Raw genomic sequence first — 15,837 nt, 5'->3', positions numbered from 1 at the left:
ATGGATAAGCTCTATGACGTGATTATCCTGGGCGCAGGTCCGGCAGGTTTAGCTGCCGGCCTGTACTCCGGAAGATACCGCCTGTCTACTCTTATCATCGAGAAGGCAAAAGATGGCGGCCAGATTGCTATTACTGACGAAATTGAAAACTATCCCGGCCAGATGGTAGAAGGCGAGAGCGGCCCGTCCCTGATCGCCAGAATGACAGCACAGGCTGAAAAGTTCGGTGCTGAGCGCGCGAGCGATACCATCACAAAGGTCGAGCTGGAAGGCCCCGTAAAGAAGCTTTACGGAACCAAAGATACATATCAGTGTAAGACACTGATCATCGCCACAGGCGCTTTCCCGCGTCCCATCGGATGCAAGAGAGAAGGCGAGTTCATGGGCAAGGGAGTTTCCTTCTGCGCTACCTGTGACGCCAACTTCTTCGAGGACCTTGAAGTGTATGTAGTAGGCGGCGGCGATTCTGCTGTTGAGGAAGCTATGTACTTGACAAAGTTCGCAAGAAAGGTTACTATCATCCATAGAAGAGACGAGCTCCGTGCTGCCAAATCCATCCAGGAGAAGGCATTCAAGAACCCGAAGCTCCACTTCATGTGGGATACTGTTGTAGACGAGCTGCTGGGTGAGGATATCTTAAGCGGAATGATCGTTAAGAATACCAAGACTGGCGAGCTTACCCGTATCGATGCTGATGAGAAAGACGGCTTATTCGGCCTGTTCGGCTTCATCGGCTACAATCCCAGAAGCGAGCTCTTCGAGGGAATGCTTGATATGGACCACGGATACATCAAGACCGACGACAACATGCACACCAATATCCCGGGTGTATTTGCCGCTGGAGATATCCGCGTAAAGGCACTGCGTCAGGTTGTTACGGCTGCCGCTGACGGCGCCATTGCAGCTATGCAGGCTGAAAAGTATGTATCTGAGCACGAGAACTAATTTCTTTAATATTTTTCATTAAGAAAGGATGTTTTAGTCATGGTAGAGTTAACAAAAGACACTTTCGCAGCTGAAGTTTTAGAGGCAGAGGGAACCGTTCTTGTAGATTTCTACGGTGACGGATGCGTTCCGTGCCAGGCTCTTATGCCGCATGTACATGCTATGGAAGATGTTTACGGAAAGGACATCAAATTCACAGCTCTCAACACCACAAAGGCTCGTCGTCTGGCTATCGGACAGAAGATCCTTGGCCTTCCGGTTATCGCTCTTTACAAGGGCGGCGAGAAGATTGCTGAGTGCGTGAAGGATGACGCTACCGTAGAGAACATCGAGGCTATGATCAAAGCCCACATCTAAGATCGGGCAATATGGACAGAAATGTCTGTTGCTATATACAAAATAAAATAAGGAGGAAATGATGCTATGGCTATTCTGAATGGCAAGAAAGTTGTTATCATCGGAGACCGTGACGGTATTCCGGGACCAGCCATTGAAGCCTGTGTGAAGACAGCCGGAGCAGATGTAGTATATTCTTCTACTGAATGCTTTGTCTGAACATCCGCGGGTGCTATGGACCTGGAAAACCAGAAGAGAGTAAAAGATTTCGCAGAGCAGTATGGACCGGAGAACGTTGTTGTTGTTCTCGGCGCCGCTGAGGGGGAGGCTGCAGGTTTAGCAGCTGAGACCGTTACTGCAGGAGATCCGACTTTCGCAGGCCCATTAGCAGGAGTCCAGTTGGGACTGACTGTATATCACATTTGTGAGGATGAAATCAAAGCAGAAGTTGATGCTGGTGTTTACGACGAACAGATCAGCATGATGGAAATGGTTATGGATGTAGATGACATCGCTAACGAAATGTCTTCCATCCGCGACGAGTTCTGTAAATACCTGTAACAAGGTGTAGGGGCGCCGTCCGGCGCCCCATTTTTTTAAAATTACGAGGTGTGTTTCATGAACGGGTATCCAGTACTTAAGGGGGCCAGCTATACTCTGGCCATTACACCGGATATGGTAATCCATAACGGTACAACACAGACCACAGAAATGATCGTTAATCCGGAGTCCGAATATTTAAAGGAGCTCCCGAACCATTTAAGAAGTTTCGAGGATGCAGTTTCTTATATCCCGAACCAGGTATATATCGGAAATGCAAAGCCGGCTGACCTGGCTGCAACAGAGTTTCCGTTCTATGACAAAAAGTGGGAGAACGCTTCCCGCGATGGTAAGTACGGCCAGATCATGCCGGAGGACGAGTTCTACGGCCTTATCCAGATCTGCGACGTATTTGAGTTAGTAATGCTCGAAAAGAGCTTTGCTGCTTCTGTAAAAGAAAAACTGGCTGCACAGAACCTTTTAAAAGAGGATCAGCTGGCAGCTCTTGATAAAAACAGTGAAAACGATGATGCGAAGATCGCATCTCTTGTAAACGACGAGCATGCTGAGCCGTTATACTTTGAGCATAAGCTGGTTGGTGCTGTAAAGCGCGCTCATGACGTAGACGTAAACCTGTCTGCCCATGTTATGCTCGAAAACCTGGTTACAAAGGCTTCCAACGTTCTTTCCCTGATCGAACTGGTAAAGAAAGCCGGCGTAAACCCGGATGAGGTTGATTATGTGATCGACTGCTGTGAGGAAGCATGCGGCGATATGAACCAGCGCGGCGGCGGAAACTTCGCCAAGGCTGCTGCTGAGATCGCAGGCTACACCAACGCAACTGGTTCTGACGTTCGTGGCTTCTGTGCCGGACCGGCTCATGCTATGCTGCATGCTGCTGCTCTTGTTAAGGCAGGAACCTTCAAGAACGTTGTTGTAACTGCTGGCGGATGTACTGCAAAGCTTGGTATGAACGGTAAAGACCATGTGAAGAAAGGCCTTCCGATCCTTGAGGATGCCATCGCAGGCTTCTCTGTTCTTGTAAGCGCAGACGACGGCGTAAGCCCGCAGATCCGCACCGATATCATCGGAAGACATACCATCGGAACAGGTTCCGCTCCGCAGAACGTAATCGGCTCCCTGGTGGCAGATCCGTTAGAGCGCGCAGGTCTCCTTATGACTGATATCGATAAATACTCTCCGGAGATGCAGAACCCGGATATCACAAAACCGGCTGGCGCTGGCGATGTTCCGGAAGCAAACTATAAGATGATCGCTGCTCTTGCTGTTAAGAAGGGCCAGATCGCAAGAACCGATATCGCTAACTTCGTAAAAGAGCACGGTATGACCGGTTGGGCTCCCACACAGGGCCACATCCCGTCTGGTGTTCCGTATATCGGACCGCTCCGTGAGGAAGTTCTCGCAGGCGAGACAAAGCGTGCCATGATCATTGGTAAGGGAAGCCTTTTCCTTGGTAGAATGACAAACCTGTTCGACGGTGTTTCCTTCGTTGTACAGGCCAACGACGGCTCTGCTGCCAACGGCGGTGAGGCTGGCTTTGATGAGGCTAAGGTAAAAGCTATGATCGGTCAGGCAATGCGTGAGTTTGCCAACGGCCTTCTTGGCTCTGAAGAATAATCCGTAAACAGAAAGGACAGGTGCGTTATGTCAGATAAGAGAATTAAGACGCTCATTGCAGATACCTTCCTGGAAGTTGCGGATGCCCTGGAAACAGGACAGTACGGCAAAAAGCCGGTGATCGGCTTTGCCTCCGAAGGCAGTGAGCATGGAGAAGACAATATTAAGAGAGCCATGGAGCTGGCTGCGTACAAGGGCTTAGACGCCCGTCTCATCGAGGGAGAAGACATCCACAAAGAGATGGAAAAGCTTCTGGATTCCGGTGAGATCGACGCTGCAGTTACCATGCACTACCCATTCCCCATCGGCGTTTCCACCGTTGGTAAGGTAATTACCCCCGGCATTGGAAAGCCCATGTATCTTGCCACCACCACAGGTACGTCTGATACAGACCGTATCGCTGGTATGGTAAAGAATGCCATTTACGGCATCATCGCCGCAAAGGCAGACGGGATCGAGAATCCGACGGTTGGTATTGCCAACATTGACGGTGCAAGACAGACAGAAAAGGCTCTGTTAAAATTAAAAGAGCAGAGATATGATATCAATTTCGCAGAATCTGCCCGTGCAGACGGCGGAATCGTCATGAGAGGCAACGACCTGTTAGCCGGAACTCCGGATATCATGGTTATGGACTCCTTAACAGGAAACCTCATGATGAAGATCTTCTCTGCATATACCACTGGCGGAAGCTATGAGTCCCTGGGCTTTGGCTACGGTCCGGGAATCGGCGATGGTTATGATCGTCTGATTATGATCGTTTCCCGTGCTTCCGGCGCTCCTGTGATCGCAGGGGCTATGGAGTTTGCCACAAATCTTGTAAAGCATAACTGGAAGAAGATCGCAGACGACGAATTTGCAAAAGCAAAGAAGGCCGGCTTTGAGGCGATCATCGACGAGTTAAAGAATGCTGGAAAGAAAGAAGCAGCTCCGGCTGCAGCTGTAACAGCTCCCCCCAAGGAGATCTGTACTGCACAGATTCCGGGTATCGAGGTTATGGACCTGGAAGACGCTGTACAGGCACTCTGGAAAGAGGGAATCTACGCAGAAAGCGGTATGGGCTGTACTGGCCCGATCGTTCTGATGGCTGCAGACAAGAAGGACAAGGCTTACGAGATCTTAAAGAATGCCGGTTATGTTGGCTAAATGACCGGATACCCGGATGGGAGACGGGTGGAAGTTCTGCCTGTTTCCCTGTTTCGGGGAAATTATGTATTTTGTGTAAAAAATTTACAAAATTCGCCTTGACAAATGCAGGACGCTGTGCTATTATAAACAAGTCATGCAATGTGAATTTGGAGGTAGATAGGTTGCTGGTGTGCCTCGCGGTCTTCAAAACCGTTGTGAAGGGTTAGGAGCCCTTCGGGTGGGTTCGATTCCCACCTCCTCCGTTTTTTCGATTCATCGAAGTAGGAGGAATATTATTATGGATAACAGGCAGTTATTACTGCGTGGTCTTCCTAAAATAGACGAGTTGCTACTGGATGAGCAGCTCGTTTTTTTTATGGAATCCACGCCCAGATCCGTTGTGGTGGACGCTGCAAGGGAGATCATTGATGAGCTGAGAAGGGAGATCCTTTCCGGAGAAAGAGAGGACACCCCCGAAAAGGATGAACTGATCGCAGAGATCTGCGACCGGATCACAGGAAAGAAAAAGAGAAACTTAAGGACGCTGATCAACGCCACCGGCGTTGTGCTCCACACCAACCTGGGCCGCTCCAATCTGTGCAGGGCTGCAGTGGAAAGCGTTACGGCTGTGGCTGATTCTTATTCCAATCTGGAATACGACCTGAAAAAGGGAGCCAGGGGCCTGCGCCACGACCATGTGGAGAAGATTATTGCAAAGATCACGGGAGCAGAGGCTGCCATGGTAGTCAACAACAATGCGGCAGCCACCATGCTGTGCCTTTCTGCCATGGCCTTTGGAAAGGAAGTCATCACATCCAGAGGCGAGCTGGTGGAGATTGGCGGCTCCTTCCGGATCCCGGAGATCATGGAGCAGAGCGGCGCCCATTTAAAAGAGGTGGGGACTACCAATAAGACGAAGCCGTCGGATTACCGGAACGCCTATGATCCGGAAAAGACAGGCGCGTTAATGAAGGTCCATACAAGCAACTACCGGATCCTGGGCTTCACCCAGGAGGTGACCCTGAAGGAAATGGTAGATCTGGGTAAGGAAATGAACCTTCCTGTGATCTACGACATGGGAAGCGGTCTCATGGCCGATCTGACCCGCTACGGCGTGGATGAGCCCACAGTCCTGGATGCGGTGAATGATGGGGCAGACGTGGTGCTTTTCTCCGGCGACAAGCTTCTGGGAGGCCCCCAGGGCGGCATCCTCATCGGTAAAAAGGAATATATTGATAGAATGAAGAAGCATCCTCTGGCCCGGGCCTTCCGTGTGGATAAGATGACCCTGGCAGCCATGGAGGCCACATTCTTTGAATATCTGGATATGGAGAACGCAAAGAAGACCATACCGGTGCTCCAGATGATCACTGTTTCCGGGGAAGAGCTTCAGAATAAGGCCGACCGGCTCATCGAAGCCATCAAGGTTAGGACAGACGCATTTACCCTGGGCTCCGAGCCCTGTAAGGACCAGGTGGGCGGCGGCTCCGCACCCACAGTCCGCTTAAACGGCATCGCCGTTTCCATTGCCTCTGATACAGTACCGGCAGAGCGGCTGGAACGGCTGTTCAGAAGGGCTGAGACGCCGGTGATCGTCCGGGTAGCCCACGATAAGGTGCTCCTTTCTGTAAGGACCATAAAAGAAGAGGAAATCGAGACTGCTGCCAGCGCTGTTTTATTTGCGGCTGCCCAGGCAGGAGTAAATTAAGGAGAGTGACAGCTGAATGCAGAACGTCATTGTAGGAACTTCCGGTCATGTGGATCATGGAAAAACGTGTCTTATCAAGGCGCTGACAGGGATCCAGACCGACAGGCTGAGGGAAGAGCAGAAGAGGGGGATCACCATTGAGCTGGGATTCGCCAACCTTCCCAATGACGAGGGGCTTCACATCGGCATCATCGACGTGCCGGGCCACGAAAAATTTGTTAAAAACATGCTGGCGGGCATCGGAGGCATCGACCTGGTGCTTCTGGTGATCGCTCTGGATGAGGGTGTCATGCCCCAGACCGTGGAGCACTTTGAAATCTTAAAGATGCTTCATATCCGCCAGGGCATCATTGTATTTACCAAGGCAGACCTGGTGGATGAGGACTGGGCTGAAATGGTGGAGGAGGACGTTTCCGAGCTGGTGGAGGGAAGCTTCCTGGAAAACGCTGACCGGATCCGTGTTTCTGCCTTCACCGGCCAGAACATCGACGTATTAAAGAAGATGATCCTGGATAAGGTCCGCTCCGTGGGGATGCGCCGCAGTGAGCCGGAGCTGTTCCGGCTGCCCATTGACCGGGTATTCACCATGGAGGGCTTCGGTACAGTGGTGACTGGAACCCTTCTGGAAGGGAGCTGCCGGGCCGGAGAAGAGGTCATGGTCTATCCGGAAGAGCGGATCCTTAAGATTCGCGGGATCCAGAGCCATGGTTCCAAGGAAGAGGCTGCCTATGCCGGACAGCGTACAGCCATCAATCTGTCCAACATAAAAAAAGAAGAGCTGAGCCGGGGAGAAGTCCTGGCGGCTCCCGGAAGCCTTACCAACAGCACGTTCCTGGATGTGAAGATCAGTCTTTTTAAGACCACGGACCGGCTTTTAAAGAATGGGGACCGGATCCACTTTAACTATGGATCTGCCCAGACCATTGCCAAGGCGGTGCTTTTAGATAAGGATTCCATCGGTGCAGGCGAGAGCGCCTTTGTGCAGCTCCGGTTTGACGAGCCATTGGCCGTCAAGCGCACCGACCGGTTCATCATCCGGTTCTATTCTCCGGTGGAGACCTTTGGCGGAGGCATCATCCTGGATGCCTGTCCTGGAAAGCACAAGCGCCATCAGGAGGAGCTTATCAATGCCCTGGCCATCCGCGAGACGGGAACGGACGAGGAAGTGCTGGAGCTGGTCCTGAAGGAGGAGAGCATCCGCTTCCCGTCGGTCCATCGGCTGGCAGCCAAGCTCAACTGGACGGATAGGGAGACAGAGGAACGGCTGGAGAAGCTGAAAAAGCAGAAGAAGGCCCTTTCCTTAAACGATGGAAACTTCTTCCACAAGGATTTCTGGGAACGGGTCACAGGAAAGACCACAGAGATGCTGACAGCCTTCCACCAGGCCAATCCCATTGCAGCCGGAATGGAAAAGGAAGAGTTCAAGAGCCGGATCCTGGAAAGCTTTTATCTGAAGGAGGCCAAAAAAGGCGATGTGCTCTTAAACGAGCTGTTAAAGCGCGGGATCATCAGCGCTTCCAGCAGCACGGTGGCGGCGGCTGGCTTCTCTGCCCAGTATTCTGACGAGCATTCCGATATGCGCCAGACCATGATAAAGACGTATGCGGCGGCCGGCTTTGAGGCTCCGTCCACGGATGAGGTCATGGCTCAGTTTAAGGATAAAAAACAGGCAAAGCAGGTGCTTTCTGACCTGTTTAAGGACGGCACGCTGGTGAAGCTGAACCCAGGTGCTTATCTTTACAAGGATCACTATGAAAAGGCCATGGAGCTTCTGAGGGGGCATTTTGCATCCCACGATACCATGTCCCTGGCAGAATTCCGGGATATGTTAGGTACGTCCAGAAAGTATGTGCTGCTGATCCTGGATCATCTGGACCAGCAGAAGATCACAAAGCTCCAGGGCGACGTGCGTGTTCTGCTGAAATAAGGAGACGTTATGGAGTTCAGACAGCTGGAGGCATTTGTAAATGCTGCAAAATACAAAAGTTTTTCCAAGGCGGCTGACGCTACGTTTTTAACCCAGCCTACCATCAGTACCCATGTGAGCAACCTGGAAAATGAGCTGGGAGTACGGCTTTTGAACCGGTCTGGCCGGGAGATCAGCCTGACCCCCCACGGCCATGAGTTCTACTCTTATGCGGTGGAGCTTCTGAATACCAGATCCAGGGCCGTTATGTCCATGAAGAATCTGAAGGAGGACCTGGACGGGATCCTGGAGATCCAGACCTCCTCCATTCCCGGGTATTTTTATCTTCCCCAGGTCATGGAAGAGTTCCATGAGCTCTTCCCGCGGGTAAGGTTTTATGTGGAGCAGTCTGACAGCCGGCTGGTCAATGAGAACCTCATGAACCAGCGGGGGGAGCTGGGCTTTACCGGCTACAAGGGAAACAGCGGCCTGTGCTTTGAGCCTGTGTTCTACGATGAGATGGTACTCATCACTCCTGACACGGACGTATACCGGATCTACCAGAATGGAGAGGCCATCCCGGTGGAGCTGTTCATCAATGAACCCTTCATCATGCGGGAGGACGGATCTGGGACCCGGCAGGAGATGGAAAAGGCCCTGGTTTATGGGAAGCCTGTGTTTAAAAACGTGGATGTGATCGCCCGTATGAGCAATCCGGCAGCCATCAAGCAGGTGGTAAGCCGAGGCCTGGGCGTTTCCATCGTGTCCGAGCAGGTCATCAAGCGGACGGCGGAGCAGGATAATATCCGCTATTTCCGCATCCGCGGCCTGGAGAAAAAACGCTGTTTTTATCTGGCCCACAACAAAGGGGCCTGCTTATCTCCCATTGCGGAGCATTTCCTGGAATTCGTCCGGGAAAAGGCATCCAGGGAGCTTCATGAGGACGGGCAGCTCTAGGGCTGTCCGTTCTTCCATAGAAAAAAGCTATACAATCGATTCTCTGGAATAATATTTTTAATTAGACTTCCCCTGTCTGGTTTGATAAACTTAAGTGAGATGGATGAAAATTCTATATTTTTTGTCCATAATCTACAAAACAGAAAAGGGGTAGTAAGTATGAACTTAACTGCAAACAAAAAGACGCTGGCGCTTTCAGGCGTGCTCCTGGGAGCCATAGCAGCAGTCCTGGCCTATATGGGAAATCCCAAGAACATGGCCATGTGTATCGCCTGCTTTATCCGTGACACAGCCGGAGCCATGAAGCTCCACCAGGCAGCTGTTGTCCAGTACGTGCGTCCGGAGATCATCGGTATTATCTGCGGCGCATTTCTGATCGCTGTTGTCACAAAGGAATACCGGTCCACGGCCGGCTCCTCCCCCATGGTGCGTTTTGTGCTGGGTATGATCATGATGATCGGCTCCCTGGCATTCTTAGGCTGCCCGCTGCGTATGGTGCTCCGTATGGCTGCCGGCGATCTGAACGCCTATGTGGCCCTGATCGGCTTTGTGGCCGGAGTATTTACAGGGACCCTGGCCTTAAAGCGCGGCTTCTCTCTGGGAAGAGCCTATACGGTGGATAAAGCCTCCGGCACGATCCTTCCCATCGCCATGGTGGTGCTCTTTGTTTTAAGCCTAACCACAACACTGTTCGTCAGCAGTGAAAAGGGGCCCGGAAGCATGCACGCACCGGTGTTTATCGCACTCATCGGCGGCCTTTTATTCGGAGCCATCGCCCAGAAGTGCAGAAGCTGCTTTGCAGGCTGTGTCCGCGATATCATCTTAATGAAGAATTTTGATCTTCTGACCATCGTAGGCGGTATTTTCGTGGTTATGGTGATCTACAACATCGCCACAGGAAACTTTAACCTGTCCTTTACAGGACAGCCGGTGGCCCATGCCCAGCATATCTGGAATATCCTTGGCATGTACGCCGTGGGATTTGCTGCTGTTCTGGCAGGCGGATGCCCCTTAAGACAGCTGGTGCTGGCAGGCCAGGGGTCCTCCGATTCCGCAGTGACCTTCTTAGGTCTTTTTGTTGGAGCCGCTTTCTGCCATAACTTCGGGCTGGCAGGCGTTGCCGCAGCTGCAGCAACCGCAGACGCTCCGGCAGTGGCAGGCGGTCCGGGGATCAACGGCCAGGTGGCTGTGATCGCATGTATCGTGATCCTGTTCATCATCGGATTTATGCCGAAGAATAAAAAGAATTAATTGCAGAGAAAAGAGGAATCATTATGTACGAAGTAGATGCAAGAGGTTTATCCTGTCCGGAGCCGGTGATGCTGACCCAGGCAGCCTTAAAGAGTCATGGAAACGATACGGTAAAGGTCCTGGTGACAGAGCCCCATTCCAAGGCTAATGTGGAGAAATTTGCCAGGAGCCAGGGAAAGACCGTGACTGTGACGGAAACAGGCGATGGATTCGAGCTCATCATCCAGTAAGGACGGATCTTTCAGAAAGAGACGGAAACATGAGACAAAAAGAATGGAAACTGATCATCACATTCCACACCACCTCCGACGCCATTGCCTTTGAAAAGGCGTGCAAGGAGACGGGCAGATCCGGCCGTATGATCCCTGTGCCCAGGGAGCTTTCGGCCGGGTGCGGCCTGGCCTGGTGTACGGTCCCGGCTGACCGGGCGGATATGGAGACATTCTTAAAGGAATGCTCCATTGAATGTGAGGATATGGCAGAGCTGTTATATTAGAGATGGGAAAGGGGTGATACTATGGGAATTTATATGGATAATGCGGCGACTACCATGCAGAAGCCGGATTGTGTGATCGACGCGGTGGTAAACGCCATGAGGCATATGGGAAATTCCGGCCGGGGGGCCCATGAAGCGTCCCTGGATGCCTCCAGGCTGATCTACGAAACGAGAGAAATGCTCTCGGAGCTTTTTAACCTGGGGGATCCCAGACAGGTGGCCTTTACATTAAACTCCACGGAGGCATTGAATACGGCGATCCTGGGTCTTTTTGATCCGGGCGACCATATCATCTCCACAGTCATGGAGCACAATTCGGTGCTGAGGCCTTTATACCGTCTGGAGGAAAAGGGATGCCAGGTGTCCTTCGTTCCCTGTGACGAAAAGGGACGGCTGAGAACAGACCTTCTGGAGAGTTTTCTTAAAGAAAATACAAAGGCCCTGGTATGTACCCATGCGTCCAATCTGACCGGAAATGCCAATGACCTTATGTATCTGGGAAGGTTCTGTAAGGACCATGGACTGCTTTTTGTGGTGGACGCCTCCCAGACAGCAGGAGTTCTCCCCATCGATATGCAGGCCATGAACATCGACGTGGTGTGCTTTACAGGCCACAAGGGGCTGTACGGCCCCCAGGGGACCGGCGGGATCTGCGTGCGGCCGGGAATTACGGTACGGCCGCTGAAATCCGGCGGGAGCGGGATCCACACCTATCTGAAGGAGCATCCCCACGAGATGCCCACAGCCTTAGAGGCTGGAACCTTAAATGGCCACGGAGTGGCCGGGCTCCATGCGGCCCTGGGCTTCCTTAAGGAAACAGGTACAGATACGATCCATAAAAAGGAGATCGGTCTCATGCGCCGCTTCCTGGATGGGATAAAGGATATTCCGGGTCTTAAGCTTTATGGGGATTTTTCCACAGATCAGAGGGCTGCGGTGGTGGCCTTGAACCTGGGAACGTATGATTCCTCTGAAGTCAGCGACGAGCTTTCCTTTGAATACGGGATCTCCACCCGTCCCGGCGCTCACTGTGCGCCCTTAATGCATCAGTCCATGGGAACCGTGGACCAGGGCATGGTACGTTTTTCTTTTTCCTGGTTTAATACGGAAGAGGAGATCGACGCGGCAGTGAAGGCCTTAAAGGAGCTGGCGGAATAAAATTTAATGTTTAAAAAGCCTTCCGGCTTTTTCCATAACGGGAAAGACGGAAGGCTTTTTTATCGGTTTATCTCCGGGGCTGGCCGCAGTATGTATTATCTGCCGAAATAACGGTCCAGCTCCTTCATGAAGGTTTCGGGGATCTCCCGTTTAAATGGAATGACCGGAATATTTCCAAGGCTTTCTGCGATATGTCCCAGAAGCCTTGCGCTCCGTTCCAGGGACCAGGGGGAGATATAGTCCACGATATCGTGGCGGGTATGCATTCCGAAGCCGTCGCGGTTTAAAGTCATGGCCGGTACGCCGTTCCAGGCAAAGGTGTTGGAGTCGCTGCCCCAGATGGCATTTCTTGTGACCATTCCGATGCCTGTTTCGTGGGCCATATATTCGATCATGGAGCAAATGGAGGGATCGCCGGTGACGCCGATGACAGTTCCTCCCACCAGCTGTCCGGCCAGGTCCACATTCATATTGAAGCAGTGGTGTTTCAGCTCATCTTTATGGACTTCCGTATAGTTCCGGCTGCCTAAAAGTCCCTTTTCCTCGGCTCCGAACCAGATGAACTCCAGGGTACGGCGGGGCGTATGGGCCTTAAAGTACCGGCACAGCTCCAGGATGATGGCGCAGGCGGCCATGTTGTCGTAGGCTCCGGGGCCCTGGGGAACAGAGTCGTAGTGCGCAGTCAAGGTCAGGATCTCATCCGGGACCTCCGTTCCCTGGATCCGCGCGATCACGTTGTGGGAAACGGCTTTTTCTGGCTCCTGCAGTAAGGTCAGCCGGGCGCGGCAGGCTCCGGCCTCTACCAGCTCCATGGCATCCCGGTGATGGATCACCAGCCCCTGGATGGGAGTCTCTTCCATTTTGGGTACTCCCCGTGTATAGAGGAGGCGGTCCGGGCCTTCGTCGATGGGAGTTCCGGTGATGGAGAGGAAGGCGGCAGCCCCTGCATGGACCAGCTTCTTATACATATCTTTATTGACAGGGTTGTTTACCAGGACGATCTTTCCTTTTGCCTGGGAAAGATTAATATCATCGCCGTTTTCCGCGTACAGGAACGGGGCCTCGATCCCATCCGCCGGAGTGCTGCCGCAGCGGCCGTATCCAGCCACTGTATATGTTTTTTCAAAGGGTTCCGTTACAGTGAATTCAGCTTTAAGGATCCTCCACGTATCGATCTCAAATTCTTCCAGGCGGCTGTCCACGCCAAAGCTCTTAAGCTCCCTCTGGATCTCCAGGGCGGCCTTTTCTTCACCATCGGTTCCGGCCTCCCGGATATAATCAAACTGTTTCATAAATTCCAGCTGGCGTTTTCCGCAGATCTCATTATATTCCATACTCTGGCTCCTTTTATCTGTATTTTCGATACCAGGGTCAGAAGGTCAAAAATCCTTTTGCCCCACATCTGTTTTCTTCCATTATACCCGATTTGGGAAAAAAGGCAAGCCTGGGGCACCGCAGATCCTGGGAGGGTCAGAATGGCCTGCGGCTGATGCGATGACAGATGTTTTATGATTGTAGTTTACATAATATTATTATGTAAACTCTCGTGCAAAAAAATACATGTAAAACTAACTTGACATTTTTGAATTTCTGATTTATAGTACAAATGTAAAGCAAACATTACATATTTATCACGAAGGGATGAGGTGCACATGAGAAACCGGATCCAGGAGTTGCGGAAGGAGAGGAAGATCCGCCAGGAGGATCTGGCGGAAGCGGTGGGAGTCACCAGGCAGACCATCATTTCCCTGGAAAATGGGAAATATAATGCCTCCCTGGTGCTGGCCCACAAGCTGGCCAGATATTTTTCCTGTACCATTGAAGACATTTTTTTATTTGACGAGGAGGAATAGCGCATGAAGCTGAAAGCATTATTTATGGAAGAACCGGTGGATTTTGAAAAAAGGTGCAGGCTGCGGATCCTGGTGGGGAAGACTGCGGCGGTGCTGGGGCTTCTTTCAGTGGCGGCCGCATGGTTTTATGGAAATTCTGGGGCTGTGGCTGGAGACAGTTTTATCCGGGAATTTTATACATGGATCGGGATCGGCTTTATGGCCGGCGGGGCTGCATCCGTCTGGAAGAACCGGAGATATCTGAAGGATGAGGCAGCGTTAAAGAAGAGAAGGGTGGAGGAATGCGATGAGAGAAACCGGCTCCTGGGACTTAGGAGCTGGGCGTATTCCGGATATGCCATGTTCCTCCTCCTGTATCTGGGATTTCTGGCCAGTGGATTTTTTGACCGGACGGTTATGTATGTACTGGCCGCTGTCCTTGCCGCCCAGGCGGGCCTGCTTCTGGTTTTCCGGCTGGCGTTAGGAAGGGTGATGTAATGGGCTTCCGTCTTTTTAGGGTCAGTGGAAATTTTATGCTTGTAGCGGAACGGTTCATATGATAAGATAAGAATAAATCTATGAAAGAGTTTTTATTATTTCCGGGAGGTGGGGTGAGATGCCGAAGGTCGCATATTCGGAAGAGGACCGGCAGCGGATCAGGAGCGAGCTGGTGAAGACTGGGCTTGAGCTGATGTCCAGACAGGGGGTCCAGCATACGACTGTGGAACAGATCTATAAAAAAGTCGGCATTTCACGCACATTTTTTTATTCCTTCTTTCCGGCCAAGGAGGATCTGATCGTTGAGGCCCTGTACCTGCAGCAGCCGAGGGTCCTTGAATACGCGCGGAAGCTGATGAACGATCCTGGCCTGAGCTGGCGGGAGGGGGTCGGGAAATTCCTTCATGACTGCTGTTATGGAGAAAAAAAGGGGATCGCCGTATTGACGATCGAGGAGCAGCAGCAGATTTTTAAGCGGCTCTCCGGGGAGAACTGCCAGATCTTCCGCGAGAAACAGCGCCGTCTTTTTGGACAGATCCTGGAATGCTTTGGGATCACCTCCAGTACAGAACGGATCAGCCTGCTTACGAATCTGAGCCTGACGGCCATGGTCATACGAAGGGCAGTCCCCCATACGCTTCCGTTTTTTGTCCCTGAAGCGATGGACGAGACGGTCGAGTTCCAGATCGAAGCCATTACAGACGCCCTGGAGGCTATGAAAAACAGTTCTTCAATATAAGGGAGAGAAGTCTGACGACCCGTTTGGATACGGTGTTCCGGCGTGATATCCAGACGGGTCTTCTTTTAAATAAAATAAAAATAAAAAATAAATCGTATTCTTATTTAAGTGCGAGAGGGAATCTTGTTTATGGCGCTGCGGACAGATCCGGCAGCTTCATATAAAACATCTGAATTCAGGAGGAAAATAGTATGGGATTTTTCAGCAAGCTGTTTAAGGGACCGGAGATCGACATGGAAAAGAGCAGGAAGAATGCAGAAAAGATGCGCCTTCTCTTTAACCAGGAAGTAGAAAACGGAGATACTTACCGGCTGATCTTTGGGTATACGGAGGATGTAAGCCGGTTCAATTACGGATTTGTCCATGGAAGCCGGACAAAGATCGGGAATCTGATCGTCGGCTGGAACGAGGACAGCCAGACCATCGCAGTAGTTCCCACAGTACCGGATCTTTCTGGCTGCGGCACTCCGGTCTTTTACCGCCGGTCAGAGATCCTTAAGGCCTACCGGAATAAATATCCGACGGATGCATTCATCATTTATCCGGATAAGAAAGGGTATATCGGCATCAACGCCTACGACTGGCTGGAGGATGAGAAGCTGTATGTGTATGTGGAGCAGGCGGAGGAGCTGGCTGCCTTCACAGAGTTCTTTATGAACCGGTTTGCGGGGAAGGATGGGAAAAAATAAGCGGTTATAATTTTTT

At 51.7% G+C, this 15,837-nt stretch carries 17 protein-coding genes and 1 tRNA gene; 17 read left to right on the top strand and 1 reads right to left on the bottom strand.

Features of this window, described 5'->3' with window-relative positions; translation table 11 throughout:
- From trxB to ACI6NM_RS02970, 13 genes are all read left to right on the top strand, one after another.
- The gene (gene trxB, locus ACI6NM_RS03030) at window positions 1-945 is read left to right on the top strand and encodes a thioredoxin-disulfide reductase (RefSeq protein WP_262427839.1); all 945 of its coding nucleotides are present in this window, start codon (window positions 1-3) and stop codon (window positions 943-945) included.
- A gap of 39 nt (window positions 946-984) precedes the next feature.
- Window positions 985-1,302 (top strand): thioredoxin TrxA, encoded by a 318-nt coding sequence (gene trxA / locus ACI6NM_RS03025; protein WP_022274585.1) that lies wholly within the window; start codon window positions 985-987, stop codon window positions 1,300-1,302.
- A gap of 66 nt (window positions 1,303-1,368) precedes the next feature.
- On the top strand, window positions 1,369-1,842 hold the full coding sequence (grdA, locus tag ACI6NM_RS03020; RefSeq protein WP_158356884.1) for a glycine/sarcosine/betaine reductase complex selenoprotein A: 474 nt from the start codon (window positions 1,369-1,371) through the stop codon (window positions 1,840-1,842).
- Between the two features lie 57 nt (window positions 1,843-1,899).
- Entirely contained in the window at window positions 1,900-3,459 is a 1,560-nt protein-coding gene (grdC, locus tag ACI6NM_RS03015; protein WP_022274582.1) for a glycine/sarcosine/betaine reductase complex component C subunit beta, read from the top strand.
- A gap of 27 nt (window positions 3,460-3,486) precedes the next feature.
- Window positions 3,487-4,605, top strand: a complete 1,119-nt coding sequence (gene grdD / locus ACI6NM_RS03010; RefSeq protein ID WP_262427840.1) for a glycine/sarcosine/betaine reductase complex component C subunit alpha — start codon at window positions 3,487-3,489, stop codon at window positions 4,603-4,605.
- Between the two features lie 151 nt (window positions 4,606-4,756).
- A tRNA-Sec gene (locus tag ACI6NM_RS03005) sits at window positions 4,757-4,850 on the top strand.
- Between the two features lie 32 nt (window positions 4,851-4,882).
- Window positions 4,883-6,295, top strand: coding sequence for an L-seryl-tRNA(Sec) selenium transferase (selA, locus tag ACI6NM_RS03000; RefSeq protein WP_262427885.1), 1,413 nt, complete (start codon window positions 4,883-4,885; stop codon window positions 6,293-6,295).
- 16 nt (window positions 6,296-6,311) lie between these two features.
- Complete coding sequence (selB, locus tag ACI6NM_RS02995; protein ID WP_262427841.1) at window positions 6,312-8,222, top strand: selenocysteine-specific translation elongation factor; 1,911 nt, start codon at window positions 6,312-6,314, stop codon at window positions 8,220-8,222.
- A 9-nt stretch (window positions 8,223-8,231) separates the two neighbouring features.
- Entirely contained in the window at window positions 8,232-9,158 is a 927-nt protein-coding gene (locus ACI6NM_RS02990) for a selenium metabolism-associated LysR family transcriptional regulator (protein ID WP_215655376.1), read from the top strand.
- 159 nt (window positions 9,159-9,317) lie between these two features.
- Complete coding sequence (gene yedE, locus ACI6NM_RS02985) at window positions 9,318-10,409, top strand: YedE family putative selenium transporter (protein ID WP_262427842.1); 1,092 nt, start codon at window positions 9,318-9,320, stop codon at window positions 10,407-10,409.
- A 23-nt stretch (window positions 10,410-10,432) separates the two neighbouring features.
- On the top strand, window positions 10,433-10,639 hold the full coding sequence (locus ACI6NM_RS02980) for a sulfurtransferase TusA family protein (RefSeq protein WP_022274576.1): 207 nt from the start codon (window positions 10,433-10,435) through the stop codon (window positions 10,637-10,639).
- Between the two features lie 29 nt (window positions 10,640-10,668).
- A complete protein-coding gene (locus ACI6NM_RS02975; protein WP_022274575.1) occupies window positions 10,669-10,905 on the top strand; it encodes a putative Se/S carrier protein in 237 nt (78 codons plus the stop codon).
- A 21-nt stretch (window positions 10,906-10,926) separates the two neighbouring features.
- A complete protein-coding gene (locus tag ACI6NM_RS02970; RefSeq protein WP_158356879.1) occupies window positions 10,927-12,063 on the top strand; it encodes an aminotransferase class V-fold PLP-dependent enzyme in 1,137 nt (378 codons plus the stop codon).
- Window positions 12,064-12,158: 95 nt separating this feature from the next.
- Here the strand turns inward: ACI6NM_RS02970 and ACI6NM_RS02965 are convergent, their stop codons facing one another.
- Entirely contained in the window at window positions 12,159-13,397 is a 1,239-nt protein-coding gene (locus ACI6NM_RS02965) for a M28 family metallopeptidase (protein ID WP_262427843.1), read from the bottom strand.
- Window positions 13,398-13,715: 318 nt separating this feature from the next.
- On the opposite strand from ACI6NM_RS02965, the gene ACI6NM_RS02960 reads away from it, so the two are divergent.
- From ACI6NM_RS02960 to ACI6NM_RS02945, 4 genes are all read left to right on the top strand, one after another.
- Window positions 13,716-13,916 (top strand): helix-turn-helix transcriptional regulator, encoded by a 201-nt coding sequence (locus ACI6NM_RS02960; protein WP_022274571.1) that lies wholly within the window; start codon window positions 13,716-13,718, stop codon window positions 13,914-13,916.
- 3 nt (window positions 13,917-13,919) lie between these two features.
- The gene (locus ACI6NM_RS02955) at window positions 13,920-14,393 is read left to right on the top strand and encodes a hypothetical protein (protein ID WP_262427844.1); all 474 of its coding nucleotides are present in this window, start codon (window positions 13,920-13,922) and stop codon (window positions 14,391-14,393) included.
- 118 nt (window positions 14,394-14,511) lie between these two features.
- On the top strand, window positions 14,512-15,132 hold the full coding sequence (locus ACI6NM_RS02950) for a TetR/AcrR family transcriptional regulator (RefSeq protein ID WP_262427845.1): 621 nt from the start codon (window positions 14,512-14,514) through the stop codon (window positions 15,130-15,132).
- A gap of 191 nt (window positions 15,133-15,323) precedes the next feature.
- Window positions 15,324-15,821 (top strand): hypothetical protein, encoded by a 498-nt coding sequence (locus ACI6NM_RS02945; protein ID WP_262427846.1) that lies wholly within the window; start codon window positions 15,324-15,326, stop codon window positions 15,819-15,821.
- Window positions 15,822-15,837: the final 16 nt, after the last annotated feature.

This window comes from Pilosibacter sp. YYHA0881 (assembly GCF_051602715.1).
GTDB lineage: Bacteria > Bacillota > Clostridia > Lachnospirales > Lachnospiraceae > Alitiscatomonas > Alitiscatomonas aceti.
This window is presented reverse-complemented; position numbering and strand designations above follow the sequence as displayed.

Coding starts and splice junctions, on each gene's coding strand:
- grdC (WP_022274582.1), top strand. CDS start 1,900: ATGAACGGGTATCCAGTACTTAAGGGGGCCAGCTATACTCTGGCCATT.
- ACI6NM_RS02975 (WP_022274575.1), top strand. CDS start 10,669: ATGAGACAAAAAGAATGGAAACTGATCATCACATTCCACACCACCTCC.
- selB (WP_262427841.1), top strand. CDS start 6,312: ATGCAGAACGTCATTGTAGGAACTTCCGGTCATGTGGATCATGGAAAA.
- ACI6NM_RS02970 (WP_158356879.1), top strand. CDS start 10,927: ATGGGAATTTATATGGATAATGCGGCGACTACCATGCAGAAGCCGGAT.
- ACI6NM_RS02960 (WP_022274571.1), top strand. CDS start 13,716: ATGAGAAACCGGATCCAGGAGTTGCGGAAGGAGAGGAAGATCCGCCAG.
- trxA (WP_022274585.1), top strand. CDS start 985: ATGGTAGAGTTAACAAAAGACACTTTCGCAGCTGAAGTTTTAGAGGCA.
- ACI6NM_RS02965 (WP_262427843.1), bottom strand. CDS start 13,397: ATGGAATATAATGAGATCTGCGGAAAACGCCAGCTGGAATTTATGAAA.
- ACI6NM_RS02990 (WP_215655376.1), top strand. CDS start 8,232: ATGGAGTTCAGACAGCTGGAGGCATTTGTAAATGCTGCAAAATACAAA.
- yedE (WP_262427842.1), top strand. CDS start 9,318: ATGAACTTAACTGCAAACAAAAAGACGCTGGCGCTTTCAGGCGTGCTC.
- ACI6NM_RS02945 (WP_262427846.1), top strand. CDS start 15,324: ATGGGATTTTTCAGCAAGCTGTTTAAGGGACCGGAGATCGACATGGAA.
- ACI6NM_RS02955 (WP_262427844.1), top strand. CDS start 13,920: ATGAAGCTGAAAGCATTATTTATGGAAGAACCGGTGGATTTTGAAAAA.
- trxB (WP_262427839.1), top strand. CDS start 1: ATGGATAAGCTCTATGACGTGATTATCCTGGGCGCAGGTCCGGCAGGT.
- ACI6NM_RS02980 (WP_022274576.1), top strand. CDS start 10,433: ATGTACGAAGTAGATGCAAGAGGTTTATCCTGTCCGGAGCCGGTGATG.
- grdD (WP_262427840.1), top strand. CDS start 3,487: ATGTCAGATAAGAGAATTAAGACGCTCATTGCAGATACCTTCCTGGAA.
- ACI6NM_RS02950 (WP_262427845.1), top strand. CDS start 14,512: ATGCCGAAGGTCGCATATTCGGAAGAGGACCGGCAGCGGATCAGGAGC.